The sequence below is a fragment of the Paenibacillus sp. Soil787 genome, from assembly GCF_001429545.1.
Lineage (GTDB): Bacteria > Bacillota > Bacilli > Paenibacillales > NBRC-103111 > Paenibacillus_E.
The window spans coordinates 1-25,981 of sequence record NZ_LMSP01000045.1; the positions used below are offsets into that span (position 1 = coordinate 1).

The window sequence follows — 25,981 nt, forward strand, 5'->3', positions numbered from 1 at the left end:
GAGTCTGTCCGACGAAAACAGGAGTTCACCCATGCTGTCACGAAATTTTTAAGTAATGGATAAATGAACGTGTAAAGGAAGTGCGAGGCATGGCAAAATTCAGACCGTATTCCACGGAACAAGGAGAGCTCATTCCGACGTATCTGAGCGAATGGGTACCCGAGGAACACTTGGCGCGCCTAATTAGCGATATCGTCGATCAGTTAGACCTTTCAGTCCTAACGGAGGGTTACTCTAACCGTGGAGAAGAAGCCTATCATCCTGCCATGCTGTTGAAATTGTGGTTCTATGGTTATACGACGGGTGTATTCACGTCACGTAAAATTCGTACAGCCCTCGATGAGAACATTCCGTTTCGCTGGTTGTGCGGTGGAGATCGCCCGGATTTCCGAACGATCAGTGACTTCCGTAAAAACAACGTAGATCGGTTTGCTGAATTATTCAAACAAATTGTTCAAATCGCGATGGATTTGGGTTACATTTCACTCGGGCATGTCAGCATCGATGGGTCTAAGCTGAAAGCGAACGCATCGAAACACAAGGCAATGTCGCGTGAACGCATGAAACAAGAGATTGTACGCCTCGACACCGAAATTCACGAAGCTCTTGAAAAAGCGAAACAGGCCGATGAACAAGACAAAGGCCAGTTATCGCTGTTTCCTGAAACCTTACATACGGCAGTGCGCGATCGACAAGCGCGGTTAGCGAAAATCAGAGCGGCTCTTCAAACGCTGGAGGAACGAAAACCGGAAGCCGAATCGAGAACACCTGAAAAAGACCAAATCAATTTCACGGATGAGGGATCCCGTATCATGGATACCAGGACCAAAGGCGTCCTCCAAGGCTATAACCCACAGATTGCGGTTGATGCTGGGCATCATTTCATTGTAGGATGCACGATGAGCAATAATACCAACGATCACAATCAATTTGAGGGAGTACTGGATTCGATTCAAGAAAACACAGGCAGGATGCCAAAAAAAGCAACTGCGGATAATGGCTATTTCAGCGCCGAAAATATTCGGTCAGCATCAAAAGCGAAAGTCGATGCATATATCGCTCCGTCCAGAGAAGGAAAAGAGCCGGGCAATGCTTACGACAAAAACAACTTCACTTATGTTCCAGAAAGTGATGCCTACATTTGCCCCGCCGGTCACACCTTGATGTTGAAGCAAACGGGCTATGCCACGAATCCTGAAAAAGAAACAACTTGGATTTATAGTACCGATGCATGCTTAACCTGCCCTTTTCAGAAGGATTGCGTGAAAAGCAAAACCGGTAAACGCACAGTCAAGCGTACAGAAAGCGATCCGATCCGTGAGGCCATGCGAACCAAAGTGCAAAGTGACGAAGGTAAAGCAGTCTACAGTAAGCGCAAAACGATCGTTGAACCTGCTTGGGGTGTAATGAAAGAGATCCAAGGATTCCGCCAGTTCCACCTTCGCGGCGTAGATAAAGTAAAAGGTGAATTTATCCTACTATCCTTAAGCTATAATCTTCGCAAGCTCCATTCTATGAAATATCCCAAAGAAGCTACGATATATAAACGGCAGAAGTCTGCCCAAAAACGACAAATCGCAGCGTAAAGAGAAAAATATGAGCGAACATCAGGCTCAAATAGCCTGAAATATCACTCGTCGATATGAAAAATTACTTAATTTGGAAATGACATAAATCTGTCGCCAGGCAGTGACCTGCAAAACTCAATTCGTCGGACAGACTCCTAGCGNTCACGATCTGGAAGATGAGCGAACATCAGGCTCAAATAGCCTGAAATATCACTCGTCGATATGAAAAATTACTTAATTTGGAAATGACATAAATCTGTCGCCAGGCAGTGACCTGCAAAACTCAATTCGTCGGACAGACTCCTAGCGCACAAAAATTGTGCGCAAGGGCGGCAGATCCGTCGCCACCGGGGGCTAGCGCACAAAAATTGTGCGCAAGGACGGCAGATCCGTCCCCACCGGGCGCTAGCGCACAAAAATTGTGCTCAAAGGACGGCATATCCGTCGCCACCGGAATCCGCACAAAAATTGTGCTCAAAGGACGGCAGATCCGTCAGCCGTGCAAGTTAGTGCTCAAGGTAGTGCTTCTTTCAAGAAATCCTAATGTAATTTTGCTTCACATAAAGTAAATCACCCATTATCAGGTCGTGAAGTACACGCCGCTTGCTCCGGAAATTCATTTCAGGAGCAAGTGGCAATTTTGGTAGATAAGAAACGGAGTCGTTTATCCTTGATCCATTGAAATTTGAAAAAATGAGTGGAATAGGAGTATGCTAGAATTATGGAGATACCCAACTAAGAATTATAGGAAAGGAAGCGAGATGCGATGGATTTGGGATTGCAGGGTAAGGTAGCCTTGATTACTGGGGGAAGTAAAGGAATTGGATTGGCAACAGCCATTTCCTTGTCGCGAGAGGGAGCCAAAGTAGCGATACTCGCGCGTGATGAGGAGCAGCTTCGAGAAGCCGCTGTCCATATTGCCAATATGACAGAAGGTGAGGTGCTTACGATTCAAGCGGATGTGACCTCGGAGGCCGACTGTCAACGGGCGGTGGAACAAACCGTTCAGCGATTTGGAAGTTTACATATTCTGGTGAACAATGCAGGTACGTCTGCAGCCCAGCCATTTGAACAGGTTGGCACGGAGCTGTGGAGGCAAGATCTGGAGTTGAAATTATTTGGAGCCATTCATTGCTCCCGTTATGCAATCCCTTACATGCGTCAAGCAGGAGGCGGCTCTATCGTGAACATAACGACTTCCGCAGCCAAAACACCGCCTGCTTCTTCGCTGCCGACTTCGGTCAGTCGTGCCGCAGGTCTTGCATTAACGAATGCAATGAGCAAAGACTTGGCGTCAGCCCAGATTCGTGTGAACACCGTATGCATTGGGAAAATTCGCAGCAGCCAGATTGAGAGAGGTTGGAAGCAAGAGGCGCCAGAGCAGACTTGGGAGGAGTATGCATCGGATCCGAAGCATGACATTCCGCTCGGCCGGATAGGGAACGCGGAGGAAGCAGCTAATGTGATTACCTTCTTATCCTCGGATGCAGCTTCCTATGTGACAGGCACTTCCGTCAATATAGATGGCGGTAAGGGTGCGGCACTTTAATTTGAAAAGTCAAACGAAGGGTTCTAACCCATAAACACTAATTCCTTACTAACAGTAAAAAGGCTGCGCCTCTAGAATTCTTCAGAGGAGCAGCCTTTTTCCAATCAAACTCGACAAATGCTGGCGTCCTGTTGGACGTCATAGGCGTTTATCCAGATTTACTTTTTCATGGGAAACGAGTATGTTACGCTCTTCGCTTCTTTCGTAGATACCAGACCAACATAGAAATTGCGTCACGGATCGAAGCGGTTTGGTGAAAAGCGAGTGTCGTTGTCATAAGCAAGAAACCTCCCTAACCCTGAAAGAATGTCATGCATAAAAAGTATTACGTAAGAAAAGTGTAAAGGTTTTATTTTTTTTTTTTTTATGTATTTGATGATAGAAAGAGACCCACAGCGTGTGCTGTGGGTCTGAATTTTATTTTAAGCGAATACGTCGTATTAGAAGCAAAAAGTCATTGTAATAATAACCAATAAAATAAAGAGAACCAATACTGCTGCTGAACTAGTGCCGTAGCCTGCTGTTGCTGCTGCTGCTGGATATCCCATATTTAGTCACTCCTTTCATTATTTTTTGAGGACTCCTCATTAGCCAATAAATTATTAATTAAAAGACAAGTGGAGAGATTGGGGTGAAGAATGGGTTGAATGGTATCTAATCTATACTTCCTTCAAATGTTGCATCCTATTTAAGGTGTGTGACGAATTAGACTACAAATGCGCTTGTAATTATCACCAATAGAATGAAGAGAACCAAGACTACACCTGTACTTGTACCCAAACCACCGCCATAACAACCTCCTGCAGCATAACCCATTTCATATCGCTCCCTTCTGCATTAAGATAGACTATTGTATTTCAATGGCATATAAAACGTATGGACGAATGCCAGTTAAGGGAGCCCGTTTTGAGATTGGAATCAAGGATCACTGTTTTTTGAACAAAAACCACTATTATCTGCATTAATCTTTCCTTCCTAAAGTTAGATAATAAGCATGTAAGCGTTACCCGAAATTCGATTGACTCATTAGGGGAGGAATAGAGATGAAAAAAGTTTTCACCTTAGCTCTGTCCATATCGATGATGTTCACGGCAGCGGCTTGTTCCACAGGCAACAAAACATCGGCGCCATCAGCAAGCAGCGAACCTGCCAAAGCGGCAACGGCAGCACCGAGCACCGCGCCAAGTAAAGATCCCGTTAAGCTTCGCATTGCTTGGTGGGGAGGGCAAGCTCGTCACGATTACACGTTGAAAGTTATCGAGCTTTATGAGAAACAGCACCCGAATGTCAAAATTGAAGCGGAATACGCACCATTTGACGACTATTGGAAAAAGCTTGCACCTCAGGCTTCGGCAAACCAACTACCTGATGTTATCCAGATGGATATCTCTTACCTCTCTCAATATGGTGGAAAAAATCAGTTGGCTGATCTCACGCCATATACGAAAAATGGCCTTCTCGATGTTTCATCGATCAGCCCTAATGCGCTATCCGGCGGTGAAGTCGGAGGTAAGCTTATGGCGATGAACTTGGGGGTTAATGCGCTAAATACGACGATAGATGTGAATACGTTCAAAAGCCTTGGAATCACAGTCCCAGGAAAAGATTGGACTTGGGAAGATTATGATGCGATTGCAGCCAAAGCTAAAGCAGCCGGCAAACAGATAGGCGGTTTCGGTGTCCGTCATGAAGTGTTTTTTCCGTATTATCTCAGAACGATCGATCAAAAAATGTATAATGCGGATGGAACAGCTCTCGGTTTCTCAGATGACAAGCCACTCGTCGACTACTTCAAGCGATATCAAAAATGGTACGATGCGGGTTATATCCTTTCACTAGACAAAGAGTCACAGAAGAAAGGTGTAGCGGAAGAAGATGAAATCTTGCTGGGCAACGCAATTGCTGGAAACGGTTGGTCCAATCAATTCCTAGCAGTCGCCAACTTAGTCAAAGATCGACCACTTGAATTATTTCCGCTTCCTGGCCGTAACGGTAATAAAGGTCTATTCCTGAAGCCAAGTATGTATTTCTCAATAACGAATAACTCGAAGCAAAAAGAAGAAGCAGCGAAATTCATCAGCTTTTTCGTGAATGATATTGAAGCGAACAAATTGATCAAAGGTGACCGCGGTGTTCCTGTTTCTTCCAAAGTGAAGGATGCGCTGAAGCCGCTCTTATCTCCAAATGAAGTCAAGATCTTTGACTATGTGGCATGGGCTGAACAAAACAGCAGTCAAATGGATCCTCCAAATCCAGTGGGTTCCATCGAAATTGAGAAGCTGTTAAAAGCGACAAGCGAGCAGATCTTGTATAAGAAAACAACGGTTGAAGAAGCGGCAGCCAAATTCCGCAAAGATGCGAATGCCATTTTGGAGAAAAACAAAAAGTAAGGCGGTAAAAGAAGATCGAACTACCTTCGAGAGAGAAGGTGTTCGGTCTATTTTTTTTGGAGTAGATAAGAAAGTATAAGTTTTATTACACTTCGCGTCATCAGTCTTGACAAACGCGCTCGTCCCTGAAGGACGACGGATCGTTTATTCTTGAGAAAGTATTAAATCATTTATTTTATCTCTTGACAGGTTAAACGTTTCAAATTAAGCTAATAGAGGATGTTAAACGTTTAACAAAACGGAGTTGAAACAAGTATGAGCAAGCCCAAACAAGTCACAATTGTAGAAGTGGCAGCAGCAGCAGGAGTATCCATTGCCACAGTCTCCAATGTGCTGAATCGAGGTGGTATTCGTTCGTCCAAAGAGACGATTCGCAAGGTCGAATTGGCTGCTGAGCAATTAGGTTATCGACGAAATACGATGGCAGCGGGGTTAAGCCGCAGTAAAACGTATGAGATCGGTCTGATCTTACCGGGGTTAACGAATTACTATGGACAGCTCGCTGAACGTTTGCAGATTGAAGCACATAATGCGGGTTATCACTTATCTGTGTTTTCCTCTGGGGGGTTCGATCCGGATATTGAGCGGAGAAATCTCGAAGTTTTGCTGCAGCGTAGAGTAGACGGATTGATTTGTCATGGTTTAGCCATGGGCTTCGAATCTACACGGTCAATCGTAAACAGCGGGACGCCATTAGTCCTAATCAATGGCTGGAATTGGCCGGAGGATATTGCGTTAGGCGCAGTGAATTTAGGCTTTGCCGAGGCTTGCAAACAATCCACTAAATTGTTGGTGGATCGTGGTTGTAGAGCGCTTTGTTACGTAGGCAGCAAAGGTTCAAAAGTCATCGACGAACAGCGTCGCAACGGATTCAATGCCGGGGTCCAGCAATATGCAAGCGATGTCAAGAATGAGATCGTGGACACGAAGGATTTGGATATTGAAGCTTTTCTCAAAAGCGTATTGCAGCGCCATGCAATGCCCATAGGTATTGTTGCTTTTGATGACCATGTTGCCTTACGACTCTTATCAGCGGCCAATAAGCTGCGTATTGATATCCCAAACCAGCTTCAGATTATTGGAATTAATAACGATTATATAGCTAAAAACAGTTATCCGGGTATATCAAGCTGGGACATTCCTTATAACTATCAAGCCCAAGCGGCCATTAACAAGCTGCTACATAAATTTGGCAATAGGGCTGAATCCGGTGAGGAACGAGAGATCGAGGTCCCGCTTACTTTTATAGAACGAGAATCAACCAAACCATTGAAAACGGAGTGAATCAATTATGTGGAAACAAGCCATTGAAGATGCTTTGCAAAAAACGAAAGTGAATATCGAACGATTTGGGGATTTATTTCCTCATGTAAGCGAGAATGATGTGTATCATTTGAATCCGAATACGGATTGGACGGATGGCTTTTGGTCGGGTATTTTGTGGTTAGGCTATCAATATAGCGGCGACAAAGCGTTCCAGCAAGCTGCTCAGAAAACGGTTGCAAGCTTTAAACAAAGACTAGAAAACAATGTTGAATTGGACCACCACGATATAGGTTTCTTATATTCTTTGTCCTCTAAAGCACAATGGATCATTGAGAAAGATGATGCTGCGAAACAGCTTACACTGCAAGCTGCCGATGTGCTGATGAAGCGCTGGAGACCGAAGGGTCAATATATTCAAGCTTGGGGTCCAGAAGGGGATAAAGAAAATGGAGGACGCATCATCATTGATTGCATGATGAACCTGCCGCTTTTGTACTGGGCTTACGAGCAAACTGGCGATGCCAAATACAAGGAGGTTGCCGTGATTCATGCAGATTTGAGCCGCCGCTATTTGGTTCGTGGCGATGACTCTTCCTATCATACGTTCTACTTTGATCAAGAGAATGGTGAACCTCTTCATGGTGGGACTGCACAAGGTTATAGCGACGGTTCGACGTGGACTCGTGGCCAAGCTTGGGGAATTTATGGATTCGCGCTTTCCTACCGCTATACGAAAAACCCGCTTTACTTAGAAACATCTAAGCGTTTAGCGCGCTATTTCTTTGATCGCTTGCCGCAGGATGATGTGGTTTATTGGGATTTCAATGCGCCAGTGAATACAGAAACGAAGCGTGACAGCTCAGCTTCAGCGATTGCTTCAGCGGGAGCCATAGAGTTATTGGAACACTTGGCTGCTGATGATGCTGACCGTGCTTATTTGGAAAATGCGATTCAGCGCTCCATGACGGGCCTAGTTAAATCCTACGCAACCATTGGCAAGCCTGATGCTCAAGGCTTCATCGAACGCGGTTCCTATAGTGTTCGCGGTGGAAGTGCTCCGGATGATTACATGATCTGGGGTGACTATTACTATTTAGAAGCTCTCGTACGGATGGAAAAAGGAATCAAAGGCTACTGGTATGAGTAATCAAGCTGCAGCCGGCAATGATCGAGCATATTGGTTGACTACGATGCAACGCATCGCAGATCCTGTTATTAAGGCTTTGGCATCCAAAAGGCTGCACGCAACCATGCCAGTTGAGAATAAAAAAGAAGAACAGCTCCAGTTCTCGCATCTAGAAGCATTTGCGCGGACACTGGTAGGTATGGCACCGTGGTTAGACAATCCAGCTCAAGATGCAGAGGAAGAGAAGCTTCGCGTTCACTACGGTGAGCTGGTCCGAGCTGGTCTGGACGCGGCGACGGATCCGGAGTCGCCTGATTTTTTGAACTTTTCCAAAGGCATGCAGCCCATTGTAGATACGGCATTTCTGGCTAATGCTATCCTAAGAGCCCCTAACACGCTTTGGCATCGTTTGGACAGCCGTGTTCAGGGCAATCTGGTGAAAGCCATGAAGGCAACAAGAACGCGCAAACCGGGCTTCAACAACTGGCTTTTGTTCGCAGCTATGACCGAAACGGCTTTAGGTGTTATGGGCGAGGATTGGGATACCATGCGCGTTGACTTTGCCCTTAAGCAGCATGAGCAGTGGTACCTTGGGGATGGGATGTATGGCGATGGTCCGCACTATCATGCCGATTATTACAACAGCTTCGTCATTCAACCCATGTTGGTTGATATCATTGAGCAGGTTCATGGGTATTACGAAGATTGGGAGCGAATGCGCGAGAATATTTTGATTAGAGCACAGCGTTATGCGGCCGTGCAGGAACGATCGATTTCACCTGAGGGGACGTTTCCTGTTACTGGTCGGTCGCTTGCTTATCGCTTTGGCGCCTTTCAATCACTTGCACACATTTCGCTGCGACGTGAACTGCCGGGTGGTGTTGCGCCAGCTCAAGTAAGATGCGCACTAAGTGCGGTCATTCACAGGCTAATTGAAGCCCCAAATACTTTTGATGAGGCAGGTTGGCTGAAGATTGGACTTTGCGGACACCAGCCTGAGCTTGGCGAAACGTATATCTCCACAGGCAGTCTATACTTATGTTCTGCTGTTTTCCTTCCTTTAGGATTGCCAGCAGATGACGAATTTTGGCTGGGGGCAGATACCCCTTGGACGTCTCGGAAGGTATGGTCAGGGCAAACCGTTGCCATTGATAAAGCGTTATAATCGATTGCCATCATAAAAAGCGTTCTGTTTCCTAATGAAACAGGCGCTTTTTTCGTGTAAACTTAGAGGGTAAGATAGATACATAAGACAATTAGCTTTAAAATAATCTTTATCCACAAGTAGCCACATAGGACGGTTGTGGATAACTTTTATTTATGAGTGGTAAGAAAGTGGAGTGACTCTTTTGAATCAAGACTATCAATTAACGCTGCAGGAAGTGCTGGGACGACCCTCTTTTGAGCATGCTTATATTGCGGCAGGTAAACATGGATTACAGCGTCTTGTACGCTGGGTACATATCATTGAAGTGATACAGTTTGAACAATTACTGCAGGGCGGAGAAATGATCCTTACGACAGGGGCAGCCTTTAAGAGCGATACGGAATTGTTCATGACATATCTAGAGCAGTTGATCAATAAAAACGTATCGTGCCTTTGCATTGAAATGGGACACTATTTGAGTTCAGTTCCACAGGAATGGATACATGCGGCGGAATCCTATGATTTCCCGCTCATTATTTTTCCGCAAGCTGTGCGGTTCATTGACATTACGCAGGATATTCATGCCCATATTATCAATCAACACCATAGAGCACTTCAGGATTTGGAGAAAATATCGCGTGAATTCCATCGAATGACGTTATCTTCACAAGGTGTTTCCCATGTACTGGGTCTGCTGCAAAGCAGTACTAAAGCCCAAGTTATTTATGTACCTCTGAATGGACAGTCGAAGTTTATCCCGCATTTAGGAAGCCGGGAGTCAGGACAGTGGCTGAATTTTCTAGAGAGTCGACTGGTCGAAAGCCCGAACAATGGAAATACAGCGGCTCCTTCTATGATGGAAGTTGAGGGTCAAACCGTAATCGTACAACCCGTTGGGGCTATGGGCAAAACATGGGCGCATATCATCCTGGTGTTCAGCCGAAAGCCGCAGGAATATGAGTACTTAATTCTGGACTCCGCCTCATTGTCTATCGCACAGGATTTGCTGCGTAAACGTTATATCGAAGAGCGGAAATTGTATTCACAAACGCTTTGGGTAGATGATCTTCTGCACCTGCGGATTCGTGACGAAGAGCAAATAAAAGTATTGATTGGGACTGAATTTAAGCGGCTTAATGAGCTTCCCTATCACGTTATCTTGATCGAATTTGAGCATGAACAAGCGGAGGGGGATAACACGGAGGAGGAGGGTGTAGAGTCTTCGGGTATTCATCTTTCACTTGCCGTAAGATCTGTTTTTGAACAGCATTCCTTCCATCCATTGATTACGTTGAAAAATAATAGACTCGTCGTCGTAGCCTTCGATAAAGCAACGAAAAAACGATCGTCAAAAGAACGCCTTCAGCAGGTTTTCCAATCCATTCAATACCTAAAGGCCGAGGATGAGATCCGGTTAACCATTGGTGTTGGACAAAGCAATCGAAGCTTTATGCAAGCTCACTTAAGCTATCAGGAGGCGCTTCAAGCGATTTCGCTCGCTCCAACACTGCAAGGGAAGGTACAGTTTTTTGATGAGCTCGGCGTATTCCAATTATTATTTCACATCCCAGATAAACAGATTTTACAATCCTTCGTGCGGACGTATTTGGGACCGATCATCGATCATGATCAGATGAAAGGCAGCGAGCTCCTGCGAACGCTCAAGGTGTACCTCGACACGGATGGCTCCAAACAAATCGCTGCCCAGCAGCTTTTTATCGTCCGACAATCGCTTTATTACCGCTTGGAAAAAATAGAAGAGCTGCTTGGTGCCGACTACATGCTGCCGGAAAAGCGCTTGGCGCTTCAGGTGGGGGTACGGGCTTACCAGTTGTTGAATCCGGAAATGAAAATGTGAAAAGAAATTGTAAACATTTTTTACAATTTGTCTAATGGAACGTCCATGGATCGGTCTTATACTTGGAGACAAGTAAAGATTGATCCATTTTTTATGGGATCGTCAAGAGAGGCTGATGCTAAATGATTATTGGGGTTCCTAAAGAAATAAAAAATAATGAATTTCGTGTGGGTATGACGCCTAGTTCCGTTCTTTCATACAAAAAAGCAGGGCATGATATTATCGTCGAAACCTTAGCGGGTCAAAGCATTGGATTCACGGATGAAGATTACACAGGGGCAGGTGCAACCATCGTTACCTCAGCAGCTGAAGTATGGTCGGCAGATATGGTCGTTAAAGTGAAAGAACCACTCCCTGAAGAGTATGGTTACTTCCACGAGGGTTTGATTTTATACACGTATTTACACCTTGCACCTGAGGCCGAATTGACACACGCCTTAGCTCGTAATAAAGTAACAGCAATCGCCTATGAGACCATTCAATTGGACAATGGCAGCCTTCCGCTGCTAACGCCAATGAGTGAAGTAGCGGGACGCATGTCCGTTCAGATCGGTGCTCATTTCTTGGAGAAAGCGCATGGCGGCAAAGGCATTCTGCTAGGCGGTGTACCGGGAGTAGAGCCTGGTAAGGTAGCAGTAATTGGTGGGGGGATTGTTGGTGCAAATGCAGCGAAAATGGCTATCGGGCTTGGTGCCGATGTCAGTATTGTTGATTTGAATCCGGATCGCCTGCGTCAATTGGATGATCAGTTCCAAGGTCGCGTGAAGACGATTATGTCCAATCCCTATAACATCGCCGAGGTCGTTCGCCGCGCTGATTTGGTCATTGGGGCTGTCCTTATTCCAGGAGCTCGGGCACCGCGTCTCGTGACCGAAGACATGGTCAAAATGATGAGCCCTGGCAGCGTAATCGTTGACGTAGCGATTGACCAAGGCGGGTCCATCGAGACGATTGACCGCATTACGACGCATGATCAACCGACCTATGTGAAGCATGGAGTCATTCATTACGCGGTGGCTAACATGCCAGGAGCTGTTGCACGTACGTCCACGCTGGCATTGACGAATGTGACAACTCCATATGGCTTGCAAATTGCAAGCAAAGGCTATGCGCGTGCAGCTTTGGACAACAAAGCGATTGCAAAGGGCATCAACGTGGTCGCGGGACATGTTTCTTTCCAAGCTGTTGCAGAGGCACATGGCTACACGTATACCGATATTTACTCGCTGTTAACGTAGACGGTTTAGTGATTGAACTTCCGGGACTTCCGCAACGTAGGCGGGAGTCTTTTTTTATAGAATTAATATGTATTGTACTAAGGGTTTGGGCAGGAATGAACTCTAACAAGAAGGCGTGACTGTGGTTTTGGAGAAACCATGCAATTGTACATGCTTTTTTTCTTTACATAGCTCTTATTCGTAAATTCCTGCAATCGTGCAGGCTTTTTCAGTCTATTTTTAAATTTCAGAGGAAATGCTGAAAATTCCTGCATTTTAGCAGGCTTTTCCACTTCTGAAACTAGATTTAGCAAAATACGTGCACTTTCGCAGTTATTTTAGGCTGTTGCCATATTAGTTCTCCTCGAACATTGGGGAAGCCTTAGGAATTCAGCTGCATTATATGTTTAAACTGTAACATTTGACCGAGAAGCAAGAAGAAAACAAAAAGAAGATACCATAGTTTTCGTAAGGAACGGCTTTCTGATTGATTCAGGGGATTCAACTACTGGTTGGTATTAAGAATATCTCGCGCATTGGACTGGAATGAAGCCGAAAGAACGTGGGATTGCCCCTGTCACGGGTCCCGCTATCCCTACTAGGGTGGAGTCATTGAAGGATCGGCCAACTGGCAGAAGGGGGGATTACCGGCCTTGCTCTTTTGCTCAAATATGTGCTCGGATGGAATCCGGCATGGACGAAGTGATGCGCGGGAAGTGGTTGGGAAAGGGTTCGCTACACATGATTAACAAAAAACAGCCCGCCCCTGCAAAAGGGACGGGCTGTTTTTTGTTAGTTTACTTAGAACGCAGGCACGATCGCACCTTTGTATTTATCTTCAATGAACTTTTTCGTGTCAGCGGAATTCAGTTCCTTAGCAAGCTTTTGCATCGCTTCGGAATCTTTGTTGTCCGGACGGGAAACGACGATGTTCACGTAAGGTGAGTTTTTGTCTTCGATGAACAATGCGTCTTTCGTCGGATTTAGATTCGCTTGAAGTGCGTAGTTCGTATTGATCAGAGCCAAATCAAACTCACCGATCGTACGTGGCAGCATAGCAGGGTCTAATTCTTTGATTTGAAGTTTCTTTTTGTTTTCTACGATATCTTGCACAGTACCTTTAATGCCAACGCCGTCTTTCAGTTTAATCAAACCGTTTTTCTCCATCAGAGCAAGCGCACGGCCGGCATTAGAAGGATCGTTAGGAATAGCGACCGAAGCGCCGTCTTTCAATTCAGCAGCGGATTTCACCTTCTGGGAATAAGCGCCGAACGGTTCGATGTGCACGCCAACTACTTTTACGAGGTTTTGTTTTTTATCTAGGTTATATTGATCCAGGTAAGGCTGATGTTGGAAGAAGTTAGCGTCCAATTGCTTTTCAAACACTTGTACGTTCGGTTGCACATAATCGTTAAACTCAATAACTTCAAGCTTCACGCCTTGTGCTTTCATTTTGTCTTTAAGGCTATTCAAAATTTCGGCATGAGGGACGGAAGATGCACCGATTTTCAGTGTAACTTCTTTGGCAGCAGCCGGAGTAGCAGAGGCAGCAGGTGCCGAGCTTGCAGGCTTTTCAGCGGCTTTCTGTCCGCATGCTGCAAGAGCAAGTACAACGAATACAGCCATTAATGCTAGCGTAAGTTTCTTCATGATGAGATTACCTCCGATATAATGTGTTTTATTTGCGGTTGAATTTAGCGACCATTCGGTCTCCTAGCATTTGCAGGAGCTGAACGAATAGAACGAGAATGACGACGGTCACGATCATGATATCGGTACGGAACCGCATGTAGCCGTAGCGAAGCGAGAGATCGCCAAGCCCGCCGCCGCCGACGACGCCTGACATGGCGGAGTAGGAAAGCAGGGCAACAGCCGTCACGGTGACGGCTGAAATCAGACCCGGGCGCGCTTCCGGCATTAGGACGCGCCAGACGATTTGCCACGGCGTAGCGCCCATCGACTGCGCGGCTTCAATGACGCCGCTGTCGATCTCGCGCAGCGCGGTTTCAACCAGCCGCGCGAGGAACGGCGCGGCTGCAATAACGAGAGGCGGGATTGCGCCCTGTACGCCGATGGTTGTATGCACGATGGCCTTCGTGATCGGAAAAACCGAGATCATCAGAATCACGAAAGGCACAGAGCGCAGGATGTTCACAATCAGCGAGAGCACTCCGTAAAGCGGTAAATTTTGCAGCAGCTGCCCTTTGGAAGTAAGAAATAAAATGATGCCCAGTGCCATGCCGATGATGACAGTGAATAAGAGCGACCACCCCAGCATAACGAGTGTATCGCCAGTTGCTTTCGTAATTTCGGACCAGTTAATGTCCCAGGTCATATTCATGCGTTGAGCACCTCCACATCGATTCCTTCTTGCTCAAGTTTGGCAATCACAGAATCGATTTCTTCTTGGTGTCCGCCTGTTAATTGGGCTACTAATTGACCGTAAGGGACACTTTTCATGGAAGAAATAGTACCCTGGAGGATGGCAAAGGACACATTCGTCGACTTGACAGTTTCGAACAAGATCGGCTCGTATGTTTTGGCACCGATGTAGGTAATCCGGATTACCGTTCCTTGCTTTTCTCCCTGCTTCACTATCGGATCCCGATCTGAACTTTGTGCGAAATCCGAAACTTGTCCAACAAATTCCTTCGTAACCGCATGCTGAGGCTTTAGAAATACGTCAAGCACTTTCCCGGTTTCAACAATCAAGCCTTTCTCCATAACCGCAACGCGGTCACAGATCGCACGAATGACCTGCATTTCATGTGTGATAAGCAGGATCGTAATGCCAAGCTTTCGATTGATATCGAGCAGCAGCGCAAGAATGGCATTCGTTGTCTGAGGATCGAGCGCTGAGGTCGCTTCGTCGCAAAGTAGAATATCCGGATGATTGGCCAAAGCTCTAGCAATTCCGACACGCTGCTTCTGTCCGCCTGAGAGCTGGCTTGGATACTTATGCGCATGTTCCTGCAGACCGACTAAATCGAGCAGCTCCTTAATTCGCGCTTGAATCGCCGCTTGCCCCATCCCGGCCAATTTCAGCGGAAAGGCAATATTTTCGGCAACGGTCGATGAAGAAAGGAGATTGAAATGTTGGAAAATCATCCCGATTTTGCGGCGTTTCGTTTGCAGCTGGCGAGAATCCAACTTTGTCATTTCTTCACCATCAATGTGAATGCTGCCAGAGGATGGTCGCTCCAGTAGATTTACACAACGCAGTAATGTACTCTTCCCTGCACCGGAGTGTCCGATGATGCCGAATATTTCTCCGCGATCGATATGTAAATGGATCTGCTGGATGGCCGGTACACGTCCCGGAATGTCCTCATATACTTTTTGTAAATTTTCGATATGAATCAGGATGAATACCTCCTATTCCATGCAAATATTGGTGATGATATATTTTGACCAACGGTAAATCATTTTATAAGAAATTGCAAGAGGATGCAACATCTAGAATATGGAAAACGAATGTTCACTTTGCATTGACGCTCCAATTAATTACATATAAACTGAGGTTAACCGTTTCAATTCATTAAAATAGCGCTTAAATAACGTGAAAAACGTATTTTTTAAGTTTTAGTTAAGGAGAATGACAAAATTGACAAATTTGCAACAACGCCAAAATGAGATCAAGTCCAGAATTGCTGAAGCGGCATTCAAGCAGCCTATTTTAAACAACGGATTATTATTTCAACACGATATCCGAGATAATTTTTACTATGCTTCTTATTTATTTGCAGCTTCTCAGGAAGAAGCTATCCCTTTTGACGGAGATCGCGTACAAGCTAAGATCATGGCTGAAGGCATCCTGCTTCATGTGTTGGAACTTCAGGACCAGAATGAAGAGAGTGTAACCTATGGACACTTCCCCTTACATCTGAGACCTACTCCACATGAAGCACCGAAAAATACACTTCCTGTTGAATTAATGGGGAGTTTGATGGTTTATTTCTATCAACGCTATTCAGACAATTTTAGTGAATCCTTGCGAAACTTATTTGCTATAGCGCTGCTGCATATTTATAGAAGTAACTTCTATCGTAAGCCATTAGAGCATTACAACCATCATGAAGCGAAATATACAGCAGCTAAGCTTATTTTCGGACAGCTTTATGAGAATACGGCATTGCTTGAGGATGGCTTACAAAGTTTGCGCAGTACGCTGAATCGGGTTACTTCCAAAGGCATGTCGGAGTATGGGGGATTACCTTGGTTCTGGCACTGGATGCAGGCTTTTACGTGCGCTTGGGAGCTTATGAAGGATGTAGAAATCAAAGCTGAATTGGCTCGTCTATTGGACTACCTCTGGGAGGTTCGCTCGACGTACTATCTGGGAGGGGCATGGGTGGGCCCGCATTCACGGATTTGGCCGCATGATATGCCGAAGGACACCAATGTGCTGCATGATTATGTCCAGTTTGGTGATTTCACATTGCCTGATCACATGCCTCGAACGGAATATGCAGGTTTTATTGCCTATGAAGCTTCGGCAGATATTCATCGTTCAGCCTTACAACGTACGGCTCCTGTTGAAATTATTCGCAAAGTTCCCAAACAAGCAGCTCTGGCTGTTAGCGATAACGATGTGCTGCACAGTTATGTATATATCACAGAAAACTTTGCAATAGGCGGAATGTGGGAACGCGTACAGGAGTTTGATAATGAACAACATCGCTGGGATGTCGCCCTTCCGTTAGATGCAGTCCAAGGTGTAAATCATTTGTATTTTTTTCACCCAGGTCAAGGCTATGCTGAAGGAGATTTACGTCATCAAAGTGAATTTTCAGAAGTGCTGTTTCATCAAAATACATTGGTCGCATCCTATCAAATTCCAGAAGGTCAGCCTGAATTTATCATGGGATGTCTGCCTGTAGGAGATTGGGTGGAGGAACCAAACGGACTGTTTGGATTATGTGGTCATGTTTACATGGCTGTTTATGTGCAGCAGTCCTTTCAAAGGGAAGTACGCGAAGATCGATCCGTTGTCACAAGCAAAGGAAGGACGAATTCCGTCGTTGTCGAGTGTATCGACCAGCGAACAGCAGCAGAAACTCTCCAGATAAGGGATATACTGCAATTTGCGAATGTGATGAAGCAGAAGCAACCCGCTTATACCTTGTCCAGCGAGGACGATTTGCAAATCACCTATACGAATTTGAAGGATGAAACGATGGTTTTATGCAGTGGCTTACTTAGTCACAGGAAGATCATCAGACTTGTGAATGGCGAAGCTGTTGATTTCTCTACCTATACGGTAGGTTGAAAATAATAGAAAAGAGGATTTGACCATGCCATTATTTGATTTTCCATTAGACAAGCTAATTACTTATGAAGGACGCAATCCCCGCCCTGAAGATTTCGATTCTTATTGGGAGCGGGCCATTGCTGAAATGAAGGCTGTCGATCCTCAAATCGAACTTCGCCCGAGTGAATTTCAAGTGCCGTACGCCGAATGTTTTGATCTCTATTTTACAGGGGTCAAAGGAGCTCGTATTTATGCCAAATATGTTCGTCCTAAAAACGCAAATAAGCCGCATCCGGCTATCGTTGAATTCCATGGTTACTCTGGAAACTCCGGCGATTGGTCAGGTAAATTACCGTATGCCGCTCTAGGCTTCTCGTTCTTTTCCATGGATTGCCGTGGTCAAGGCGGTTTATCGGAAGATGCAGGCGGTGTAAAGGGGACGACACTTCGCGGGCATATTGTTCGCGGCTTAGATGATCACCCGGATCAATTGTTGTATCGGGATATTTTCTTAGATACGGCTCAACTCGCCGGCATTGCGATGAACATGCCAGAGGTTGATCCCGAGCGTGTAGGCGCATTGGGTGGCTCTCAAGGGGGTGCCTTGACGATCGCATGTGCGGCACTCGAGCCTCGCGTTAAGCGGTTAGCGCCAGTTTATCCATTCCTTAGCGATTATAAGCGCGTATGGGAAATGGATTTGGCGAAGGATGCCTATCAGGAGCTGAAGGACTTCTTCCGCCGTCATGATCCACAGCACAAACGCGAAGATGAAATATTCACGAAGCTGGGCTATATCGACATTCAGAATCTGGCTGATCGTATCCAAGGTGAAGTACTGATGGCCGTTGGTCTTAGCGACACCGTATGCCCGCCTTCCACGCAATTTGCTGCTTATAACAAAATCAAGTCGAAAAAGCAGTTTGAGTTGTACCCGGATTATGGTCATGAAGGTTTACCTGGCTTCAGCGATAAAACCTTGCAATTTATGTTGGGCCTTTAAAATGAAATGCCTCTCACATCTTCGTGATGGAGGGGCATTTTTGGTTAGTAGATAAGAAAGTATAAGTTTTATACTCTTGCTTCGCATCTACCTTGACTAACGCGCTCGTCCCTGAAGGGCGGCGGAATCGTTTATCCTTGTCTATGCTGCTGTCGGAACTGGCTGGGAGTGACACCTGTCATCTTTTTAAACAGATGATTAAAAAATTTCATATCCTGATAGCCGACATTTGCAGCGACATCGCTAATCTTATGATCGTTCGCTCTTAATTGCTGACAACAGGCTTCAATTCGCGCGTGCTGCACGTACTCCATGAAGGACATGCCCGTATGCTTTCTAAGCTGCCGATGAAGCTGACGCTCACTGATTGACAATCTGGCGGCGGCTTCCTTGAGCGAGATTGGGCTGCTGCAATGCCCGCGAATATGGGCGAGTAGACTATCCAAGTCCTGAAGATTAGCTTTGGACACTTCCGGTGTGAAATCCATTTTGGAGCGATACATGTAAACAAGAAGCTGTGCCACACATGTTTGTAAAATTGTCATAAAACCGCTGCGATGGGCGTTATATTCGAAATGCAATCGTTCAAAAAGAGGCTGGAATTCCCCATTGCGTTCTTTAAACGAAAGCCAAGTAGCGTGTTTGGTTGCCTGCATGAATAGGACGTTGAAGTCATCTTTATTGCCACTCAATTGCAAATGAAATAACTGGTTCAACCATTCCTGTGTGAAAATGCAATTGTAAACCACAAGGTTTTTTTTCTGAGCCACAGATGATGGGCGGAACACATGGGAGACTCCAACAGGAATGAAAAAGAGATCTCCTTTGGATACGGGTAACGAGGAATTGTCGATGTAGTGTGCACCGCTGCCCTCAGCTACATAGCTAATTTCAATGAAATCGTGCGTATGCTGCAGCATTTCAAATGATTCGTGAACTCGATTGACGAAAAGCGGAAGTTCCGGAAGGAAAAATTGATCGCCGGGCGTTTCGATAATGCTTCGTTTAATGGTCATTTCGTTTTACTCCTGTTATGTCAATTAAGACCCTAATGAATGTCGGAATTAACCCTGAAAATAAGTTCGCTATCATCATAAAATAAAGGCATTGAAGTAACAATCATTATTTTTGGTGGAGGCAACTGACATGAGACATTTAGAAATCGACTGGCAAGCTCAATGGGTTTGGGGGAATGGTGAAGCAAGTCCGCGAAATGAGTGGCGGTGTTTCAGAAGGACATTCGATGTGGACGCTAAAGGCTGGGGAGCAGCAAAGTTATCTATAACTGCAGATTCACGATATGCTTTATATCTGAATGGAACCAAAGTAGGACGAGGTCCTGTTCGTTCATGGCCTTTTGAGCAGTCCTATGATACTTATGAAATTGGACATTTGCTGCACAAAGGACGGCCTAATGTAATTGGGGTCATGGTGCTGCATTTCGGTGTGTCCAATTTCTACTATTTGCGCGGACGAGGCGGTTTGTTAGTGCAGATGGAGAGTGAGAATGAGGGTCATTCAGTCGTAGAGTTGGTGACGGATAATAGCTGGAAAACTTCACTGCATCTTGGGTATGATAGCCGCTCTGGGCGGATGTCGTGTCAGCAAGGCTTTGCAGAGCGGATGGATGCGAGAGTTTGGCGGGCGGATTGGTATTTGCCAGATTACGATGATTCTGCGTGGGATCAAGTCGCTATTGTTGGGGCTGTTGGTATTGAGCCTTGGAGCAAGCTTGTACCGAGAGATATTCCATTCCTTACAGAGGAAATCTTGTGGCCGGTTCGGATCGAATCCCTCCATCGCGTAAAGCCTGTAGCATGGACGGCATCGATTGATGTCCGCAATCAAATGGTGCCTGAGAGTGTGAATCATGCTAATCCAGTGGGATTTGCCGGGTATATAGCAACGGTAGTGAGAACCGAGAAGGCAGTAAAAGCTGTGTTAGGAATCGTTCAACCCAGCACAGTGAAGGGATGCAGTGTGAATGGAGAGTGGCTGGATCCAGAGCGTTATACAGGTGTATTGCCGGAAAGGCATGTCGAAATAGAGCTGAAGGCGGGTGACAATCTCATCTTGTTGGAAACTACTGGCGTTGATCATGGCCGAACGCTGCAATTGGGCATTGATTGCGATGCTAATTTTGAGGTTGTTTCTCCGTTAGGGGAGACAGGTGGGGAACATGCACCATTTATTTCAATTGGTCCTTTTACATCTTTTGAATGCATTGATCACCAGGAACGTAATGATTCTTTGCACCCATATGATGGATATGGCGCTTCTTCTACGGCGGGAGAACTGAAGGATGAATTGAATGATGAATTTAATGATGAATTAGATGCGGATGCCATTCCTGCTTTTAACACGTATGTGGAGATTCGCAGCATTGCTAGTGCAATGGATTTGAACCGCTTTATTGACTGGATTCGCCCGTTCCCACTGGAATTGGTGAGTAGGGACTCAATCTTTGCACTCAGTGTCTGGAAAAAAGAAGCACAATCACAAGCTGTGCCTTACTCTTTGCAGCAGGCAGTTATCCCTAGTGTGAATCCGGCAATATTGCCGGGATATGAGGGTGCGGATACGGAAATCATTCTTGATTTTGGCCGTGAGTTTTCTGGCTTTATACAGTTTGAAGTAGATGCAGCTGAAGGAACCATACTTGATTTCTATGGCTACGAATACATGCGCGACGGGTGGCGTCAAGATACGTTTGATTTAGATAATACGCTGCGTTACACGTGCTTAGAAGGGCGTCAATCGTATACTTCTTATGTGCGGAGAGGATTCCGCTATTTGATGGTTACGGTAAGGAATGCTGCAAGAGCTGTCAAAATGTACGGTGTACAGGTGCAGCAAAGTAATTATCCTATAGCAGAGATAGGCAAGTTCCAGAGTTCTGACGCGCTTTTGAACGATATATGGCAGATTAGTAAACACACAACCCGACTTTGTATGGAAGATACGTTCGTTGATTGTCCCGCTTATGAGCAAGTTTTCTGGGTTGGGGACAGCCGGAACGAGGCTTTAGTTAATTATTACGTGTTCGGAGCTACGGACATTGTTGAGCGTTGTTTGCGGTTAGTGCCTGGTTCCAGAACACAAACAGCGTTATATGTGGATCAGGTTCCTAGTGGTTGGAGCAGCGTTATTCCGAACTGGACGTTTTTCTGGGCGCTGGCTAGCTGTGAATATTACGAGCATACAGGAGATGAGGTTTTTGCGAAAGACTTATGGCCGCATATTCGTTATACCCTTGAGCATTATGAACAAAAGCTTGATGATCGTGGATTGCTGTTCATAAAAGGCTGGAACTTGCTGGACTGGGCACCGATTGATCAGCCGAATAATGGGGTAGTCACCCACCAGAATATGATTCTGGTCAAAACGCTGCGAAGCGCGGCTGAGTTGGCGAAAGCCGTAGGCGATGTGGGTGAAGCAGCTGAGTATGAAGGGAAAGCGCATCGGCTGAGCCAAGCCATTAACAAGCATTTATGGAGTGAGGAGCACGAGGCATACTTAGATTGTATCCATGCGAATGGCCGCGTTTCGACTGTTTTCAGTATGCAGACGCAGGTTATTGCGTACTTGTGTGGTGTCGCTGAGGGCGAACGTGCAGAGCAGATGAAGGCCTATTTGTTCGCTCCGCCGACGGATTTTGTTCAAATCGGCAGTCCGTTTATGTCATTCTTTTACTATGAGGCTCTCGCAAAATTGGGCAGCATCGGAATTGATCGGATGATTACAGATATGCGGCAGCATTTTGGGCAAATGATTACATATGACGCGACGAGCTGCTGGGAAATGTACCCGAATTTCGCGGAAAATAGAGCGAACCCTGACATGCTGACTCGCAGTCACTGTCATGCGTGGTCGGCGGCGCCTGGCTATTTCTTAGGCGCGCATGTGCTTGGAGTTACGCCCGCCGACAAAGGCTGGCGGAAGGTTGTTGTTGCCCCGCAGCCAGCGGATTTGCAGTGGGCAAGGGGCACTGTTCCGCTGCCGCAGGAAGGACGCATCGATGTCGCTTGGCGACTCGAGGAGGACGGACGCGTGATGCGGCTGCAGGTTTGGGCGCCGCGCAGCGTGGATGTGGAGATCTGCATCCCGGACGGCAAGGACGGGATCGTGGAGCGTCACGAGGTTTGACGTTGTTGACGCCGGCTGGTGTGGCCGGCGCTCAACCGTCCATTTCGTGTCGACTATCCAATATAGCCGCTCCTTCAGCCAAGTAGCCAAATATGCAATGTTCACCCTCCCGTGAGCATATTCTTGATAATTTACACGCCCTCGCACTCAACTTTTTACTGTATACTACAACAAAAGAGCACATCCATCTGTTGGCTCAATCAAAGGCAAGCCGCACCCATAGTTTTTCTATCTGTATCCCACACTCAACCCGCGGGTTAGTGGGATGAGAAAGTGAATTTAGCCCGCTAATTAGCCTAGCTAGCATGGTTTTAGCCTGAGTGGAAGGTGATATGTGAATAATCATTCCGTATATAATTATGTTTTCCGTTTTTGACTTCTGGTTTGTGGGAGAAATGGTGAAGTGGATTATGGAGAAGTGGGGTCAAAAGGAAGGCAAGTTGTACAGCGTACAACAATTTCCTTGATTTCTTTTGAAAAAGCTTAGGAAGTTGCATTTTGTACAACAATTTAGCCTATTTTCATACAATTGAGCAATTATTGGCTAGAATTGTTGCATTTTTAACAACATTTGTGAGAAAAACGTGTATTTACGAGCTTAATGTTGTACAACGTACAACATTATCCGGATGAGACTATTAACTTACGGCTGGGGGCATAACCAGCTTTGCTTCTCCTCTGGCAAACACTCCATTAAAGGGCGGATTAAGTCTTTTTTAGATATACATCATTGAGAGGACCAAAATAATCTTCTCAGAGGAAAGAAAACAGCTAAATCCGGCTGAGAAGACCAAAATGGACGTCACAGATCCAGTAAGAGGAGTATTGAACTGGAATTTGGGCTGAGAGGACCAAAAAAGTCTTCTCAGGGAGGAGAAAACAGATAAATCCAGCTGAGAAGACCCAAATGGACGTCTCAGATCCAGTGAGAGGAGTATTGGACTGGAATTAGGGCTGAGAGGACCAAAAAAGTCCTCTCATAAGTGAAGAAGCAGTTAAATCCAGCTGAGAAGGCCGAAAAGGACGTCACAGATCCTCGATCGAGGTATTAACCTGCGGTTTTCGGATGTTAACGCTAGCTTTTGGCGTTACATCCAAGGGCTTATACTTATGAATCAAGCATTTTTCCTCCGGTACACCCTCTCCGGTCGGCCGACTACACCGTAAGACAGATCGGCGTATAAATCGCCTGAGCTGACTAAGTGCTCGAGGTAGCGGCGGCCAGTGGAGCGGCTGACACCGATTTCTTTGGCGATTTGATCAGCGGTCAAGCCGTCGGATGCGCTCGAAATCGCTTGTACGATTTTTACCAACGTGAGCTTATCAATCCCTTTGGGCAGGAAGGAGGTATCCAAGTTGGTTTCTTTCTTGGAAGTTCCAGACATAAGGCGATCAACATCGCTCTGATTGATCATGCCGCTTTCGTTCATCCGACTCAGTTCACGATGGAAATTCAGATAGCGCATTAGTGTTTCTTGGAGCCGATTAAAGACTAATGGTTTAATGATATAATCAAACGCACCGCTCCGTATAGCGTCACGAATGGCGTCTATTTCTTTGGCAGCTGTGATCATAATGACGTCTGTTTCCCGGTAATGCTGCCGAATAAAGGAAAGCATCTCTAAGCCGTTGGCGCCAGGTAAATAGACATCGAGTAGGACAAGATGCGGAGTCAGAATTTCCAACTGTTCCTTAGCTTGCCCCACATCCGTGGCGATACCGACAACGTGGAATCCATCTACTTTTTCGATGAATCGTCTGTTAATCTCAGCAATCTTGACATCATCTTCAACGATTAACACTTCAACGGTTTGATTCTGGTTTTCCTTCTGGTGTTCCATGGGGCAGACTCCTTTCTTTGAGATCAGGGATCTTGGGAATTGCAACGGTGAAAATGGTGCCGCCTGCGGGGTTTTTATGAAATGTAATGTACCCACTCAACTTTCCGACAGCATGCTGGACCAAAGCGAGACCAATGCCGCGGTGCTCCCCCTCTTTGGTCGAAAAGCCTTTTTCAAATACAGCCATACTTGTTTCCTCAGGAATGCCTACGCCTCGATCCTCGCATTCGATAATTAAATCCTCACCAAGGTCGGTTAGAAATAATTTCACATACGGCTCCGTCTGATCGCCACCAGCAAGTACCGCATCCATAGCATTGTCAACAAGGTTACCAATGATGGTGACGAGCAGATTTCGATCAATCTGAGCCGGGATGTCGCTGAATGAGCTTTCGTGGTCAATTTCGAACGTTATCTTTAATTCCTGCGCATGATTAAATTTGCCAATGAGCAGCCCGCCAATCATGGGATCCGGGATTTCTCGCATAATGAACTGTACCCAATTCTGATGCACATCTGCCTCCCGTGAGATAAGCTCGACAGCTTCTTGATACGATTCGAGTTGGATTAATCCAGATATAACGTACAGCTTGTTCGAAAATTCATGCGTTTGCGCGCGAAGTGCTTCTGCAAAGCGTTTGACTTGAGACAGTTCTTCGGCCAATCGATACAGCTCTGATTTGCTGCGAAAGCTCGAAACTGCACCTGTCACGCCTAGTTTACGCTCAATGATCGGTACTCGATTCACAATAACCTCATGGTCGCCAATGAGCATTTCATGGTCAAATTCGGCTTTACCCGAACGAACGACTTCATACAATCTCGTATTTGGTATAACGTCCTCAATTTGTCTTCCAGTAATTTTTGCCGTGACAGGCAGCTGCAGAAGCTGAAGCGCATAGCGGTTTGCCATCGTTATGACACCCTCACGATTAACGGCAATAATGCCTTCGCGAATGGACTCAAGAATCGCCTTCTTTTCGGTATATAAGGCGCCGATTTCCTTGGGCTCCAAGCCATGAATGGAACGCCGGACGTTATTGGCGATGAGGACAGAGCCGACAAGACCGATGAGGAGAACGATCAAAGAGATCATCTCGATTCGTGTTTGATACGTTGTGGTAATTAATGCAATATCCTCTGTGAGGAAGCCAACCGATACGATACCAATAACTTGGCCATTATCGCCAAATACCGGAGCTTTCCCGCGGAGTGAGGGACCCAGAGACCCAATAGCCTTAGAAATAATGGATTTCCCCTCAAGCACGGGGCCGTTATCTCCTCCAACCATTTCTTTGCCTATTCGTTCAGGCAGGGGATGTGAATAACGGATCCCTTCGCGGTTACCAACAACGATGTATTCCGCATCTATTTTCTCTCGTATGGTTTCCGCAATGGGTTGAATGACGGCCGAGGGATCATTTAATTGAAAGGCATGCCTGATTTCAGGCATACTAGCCACTGTTTCGGCTACCTTCAAGGCACGTGTACCAATCTGATCCTCAAGTGCGGATGTCATCAGGTAATAGAAAATACCGCCTAGACTTAGGATGATAAAGACAAGCAGTGAACAAATAATCAATATCAGCTTGGTTTGTAGCTTCATTCCCGGATAAAGC

General features: G+C 46.0%; 19 protein-coding genes. 11 read left to right on the forward strand and 8 right to left on the reverse strand.

The genetic code is table 11. The features are described 5' to 3' along the window. Nucleotides 1–89: 89 nt before the first annotated feature. Complete coding sequence (locus ASG93_RS28680; protein ID WP_056837732.1) at nucleotides 90–1,586, forward strand: IS1182 family transposase; 1,497 nt, start codon at nucleotides 90–92, stop codon at nucleotides 1,584–1,586. 748 nt (nucleotides 1,587–2,334) lie between these two features. Then, nucleotides 2,335–3,117, forward strand: a complete 783-nt coding sequence (locus tag ASG93_RS28685) for an SDR family NAD(P)-dependent oxidoreductase (RefSeq protein WP_056837734.1) — start codon at nucleotides 2,335–2,337, stop codon at nucleotides 3,115–3,117. A 440-nt stretch (nucleotides 3,118–3,557) separates the two neighbouring features. Here the strand turns inward: ASG93_RS28685 and ASG93_RS34605 are convergent, their stop codons facing one another. Together ASG93_RS34605 and ASG93_RS36680 are read right to left on the reverse strand one after the other, a co-directional pair. Next, on the reverse strand, nucleotides 3,558–3,665 hold the full coding sequence (locus ASG93_RS34605; RefSeq protein WP_082615168.1) for a YjcZ family sporulation protein: 108 nt from the start codon (nucleotides 3,663–3,665) through the stop codon (nucleotides 3,558–3,560). 157 nt (nucleotides 3,666–3,822) lie between these two features. Beyond that, on the reverse strand, nucleotides 3,823–3,933 hold the full coding sequence (locus ASG93_RS36680) for a sporulation protein YjcZ (protein ID WP_156411089.1): 111 nt from the start codon (nucleotides 3,931–3,933) through the stop codon (nucleotides 3,823–3,825). Between the two features lie 227 nt (nucleotides 3,934–4,160). On the opposite strand from ASG93_RS36680, the gene ASG93_RS28690 reads away from it, so the two are divergent. The 6 genes from ASG93_RS28690 to ald all read left to right on the forward strand — a co-directional run bounded on the left by ASG93_RS28690 (nucleotide 4,161) and on the right by ald (nucleotide 12,142). Beyond that, nucleotides 4,161–5,507: an ABC transporter substrate-binding protein gene (locus ASG93_RS28690; RefSeq protein WP_056837735.1), complete on the forward strand. Its 1,347-nt coding sequence runs from the start codon at nucleotides 4,161–4,163 to the stop codon at nucleotides 5,505–5,507. Between the two features lie 255 nt (nucleotides 5,508–5,762). Next, nucleotides 5,763–6,791: a LacI family DNA-binding transcriptional regulator gene (locus ASG93_RS28695; protein WP_056837739.1), complete on the forward strand. Its 1,029-nt coding sequence runs from the start codon at nucleotides 5,763–5,765 to the stop codon at nucleotides 6,789–6,791. 7 nt (nucleotides 6,792–6,798) lie between these two features. Next, nucleotides 6,799–7,920 (forward strand): glycoside hydrolase family 88 protein, encoded by a 1,122-nt coding sequence (locus ASG93_RS28700; protein WP_056837741.1) that lies wholly within the window; start codon nucleotides 6,799–6,801, stop codon nucleotides 7,918–7,920. After that, nucleotides 7,913–9,064: a DUF2264 domain-containing protein gene (locus ASG93_RS28705; RefSeq protein ID WP_056837743.1), complete on the forward strand. Its 1,152-nt coding sequence runs from the start codon at nucleotides 7,913–7,915 to the stop codon at nucleotides 9,062–9,064. Before ASG93_RS28700 ends, ASG93_RS28705 begins: the two co-directional genes overlap by 8 nt. A gap of 184 nt (nucleotides 9,065–9,248) precedes the next feature. After that, nucleotides 9,249–10,904: a PucR family transcriptional regulator gene (locus ASG93_RS28710; RefSeq protein ID WP_056837745.1), complete on the forward strand. Its 1,656-nt coding sequence runs from the start codon at nucleotides 9,249–9,251 to the stop codon at nucleotides 10,902–10,904. A 122-nt stretch (nucleotides 10,905–11,026) separates the two neighbouring features. Beyond that, nucleotides 11,027–12,142, forward strand: coding sequence for an alanine dehydrogenase (gene ald, locus ASG93_RS28715; protein WP_056837746.1), 1,116 nt, complete (start codon nucleotides 11,027–11,029; stop codon nucleotides 12,140–12,142). A gap of 780 nt (nucleotides 12,143–12,922) precedes the next feature. On the opposite strand, the gene ASG93_RS28720 is transcribed toward ald, so the two are convergent. The 3 genes from ASG93_RS28720 to ASG93_RS28730 are packed head-to-tail and all read right to left on the reverse strand — an operon-like array spanning nucleotide 12,923 to nucleotide 15,484. After that, nucleotides 12,923–13,771, reverse strand: a complete 849-nt coding sequence (locus ASG93_RS28720; RefSeq protein WP_056837749.1) for a MetQ/NlpA family ABC transporter substrate-binding protein — start codon at nucleotides 13,769–13,771, stop codon at nucleotides 12,923–12,925. 28 nt (nucleotides 13,772–13,799) lie between these two features. Then, nucleotides 13,800–14,462, reverse strand: a complete 663-nt coding sequence (locus ASG93_RS28725) for a methionine ABC transporter permease (RefSeq protein ID WP_414858898.1) — start codon at nucleotides 14,460–14,462, stop codon at nucleotides 13,800–13,802. Further along, a complete protein-coding gene (locus ASG93_RS28730) occupies nucleotides 14,459–15,484 on the reverse strand; it encodes a methionine ABC transporter ATP-binding protein (protein WP_056837751.1) in 1,026 nt (341 codons plus the stop codon). Before ASG93_RS28730 ends, ASG93_RS28725 begins: the two co-directional genes overlap by 4 nt. Before the next feature lie 241 nt (nucleotides 15,485–15,725). Between ASG93_RS28730 and ASG93_RS28735 the strand changes: the two genes are divergently transcribed. Together ASG93_RS28735 and ASG93_RS28740 are read left to right on the forward strand one after the other, a co-directional pair. Further along, nucleotides 15,726–17,390, forward strand: coding sequence for a hypothetical protein (locus ASG93_RS28735; protein ID WP_156411090.1), 1,665 nt, complete (start codon nucleotides 15,726–15,728; stop codon nucleotides 17,388–17,390). A gap of 25 nt (nucleotides 17,391–17,415) precedes the next feature. Next, complete coding sequence (locus ASG93_RS28740; RefSeq protein ID WP_056837754.1) at nucleotides 17,416–18,375, forward strand: acetylxylan esterase; 960 nt, start codon at nucleotides 17,416–17,418, stop codon at nucleotides 18,373–18,375. Nucleotides 18,376–18,506: 131 nt separating this feature from the next. On the opposite strand, the gene ASG93_RS28745 is transcribed toward ASG93_RS28740, so the two are convergent. Beyond that, nucleotides 18,507–19,391, reverse strand: coding sequence for a helix-turn-helix domain-containing protein (locus ASG93_RS28745; RefSeq protein ID WP_056837756.1), 885 nt, complete (start codon nucleotides 19,389–19,391; stop codon nucleotides 18,507–18,509). 130 nt (nucleotides 19,392–19,521) lie between these two features. Here ASG93_RS28745 and ASG93_RS28750 point away from each other — a divergent pair, with 130 nt between their 5' ends. Next, entirely contained in the window at nucleotides 19,522–22,521 is a 3,000-nt protein-coding gene (locus ASG93_RS28750) for a family 78 glycoside hydrolase catalytic domain (protein ID WP_056837758.1), read from the forward strand. A 1,115-nt stretch (nucleotides 22,522–23,636) separates the two neighbouring features. Here ASG93_RS28750 and ASG93_RS28755 read toward each other — a convergent pair. Continuing rightward, nucleotides 23,637–24,362, reverse strand: a complete 726-nt coding sequence (locus tag ASG93_RS28755) for a response regulator (RefSeq protein ID WP_056837760.1) — start codon at nucleotides 24,360–24,362, stop codon at nucleotides 23,637–23,639. Then, complete coding sequence (locus ASG93_RS28760; RefSeq protein ID WP_056837762.1) at nucleotides 24,325–25,968, reverse strand: sensor histidine kinase; 1,644 nt, start codon at nucleotides 25,966–25,968, stop codon at nucleotides 24,325–24,327. Before ASG93_RS28760 ends, ASG93_RS28755 begins: the two co-directional genes overlap by 38 nt. Nucleotides 25,969–25,981 lie beyond the last annotated feature (13 nt).

Coding starts and splice junctions, on each gene's coding strand:
- ASG93_RS28750 (WP_056837758.1), top strand. CDS start 19,522: ATGAGACATTTAGAAATCGACTGGCAAGCTCAATGGGTTTGGGGGAAT.
- ASG93_RS34605 (WP_082615168.1), bottom strand. CDS start 3,665: ATGGGATATCCAGCAGCAGCAGCAACAGCAGGCTACGGCACTAGTTCA.
- ASG93_RS28695 (WP_056837739.1), top strand. CDS start 5,763: ATGAGCAAGCCCAAACAAGTCACAATTGTAGAAGTGGCAGCAGCAGCA.
- ASG93_RS28685 (WP_056837734.1), top strand. CDS start 2,335: ATGGATTTGGGATTGCAGGGTAAGGTAGCCTTGATTACTGGGGGAAGT.
- ASG93_RS28740 (WP_056837754.1), top strand. CDS start 17,416: ATGCCATTATTTGATTTTCCATTAGACAAGCTAATTACTTATGAAGGA.
- ASG93_RS28720 (WP_056837749.1), bottom strand. CDS start 13,771: ATGAAGAAACTTACGCTAGCATTAATGGCTGTATTCGTTGTACTTGCT.
- ASG93_RS28755 (WP_056837760.1), bottom strand. CDS start 24,362: ATGGAACACCAGAAGGAAAACCAGAATCAAACCGTTGAAGTGTTAATC.
- ASG93_RS28725 (WP_414858898.1), bottom strand. CDS start 14,462: ATGAATATGACCTGGGACATTAACTGGTCCGAAATTACGAAAGCAACT.
- ASG93_RS28700 (WP_056837741.1), top strand. CDS start 6,799: ATGTGGAAACAAGCCATTGAAGATGCTTTGCAAAAAACGAAAGTGAAT.
- ASG93_RS28690 (WP_056837735.1), top strand. CDS start 4,161: ATGAAAAAAGTTTTCACCTTAGCTCTGTCCATATCGATGATGTTCACG.
- ald (WP_056837746.1), top strand. CDS start 11,027: ATGATTATTGGGGTTCCTAAAGAAATAAAAAATAATGAATTTCGTGTG.
- ASG93_RS28705 (WP_056837743.1), top strand. CDS start 7,913: ATGAGTAATCAAGCTGCAGCCGGCAATGATCGAGCATATTGGTTGACT.
- ASG93_RS28680 (WP_056837732.1), top strand. CDS start 90: ATGGCAAAATTCAGACCGTATTCCACGGAACAAGGAGAGCTCATTCCG.
- ASG93_RS28745 (WP_056837756.1), bottom strand. CDS start 19,391: ATGACCATTAAACGAAGCATTATCGAAACGCCCGGCGATCAATTTTTC.
- ASG93_RS36680 (WP_156411089.1), bottom strand. CDS start 3,933: ATGGGTTATGCTGCAGGAGGTTGTTATGGCGGTGGTTTGGGTACAAGT.
- ASG93_RS28760 (WP_056837762.1), bottom strand. CDS start 25,968: ATGAAGCTACAAACCAAGCTGATATTGATTATTTGTTCACTGCTTGTC.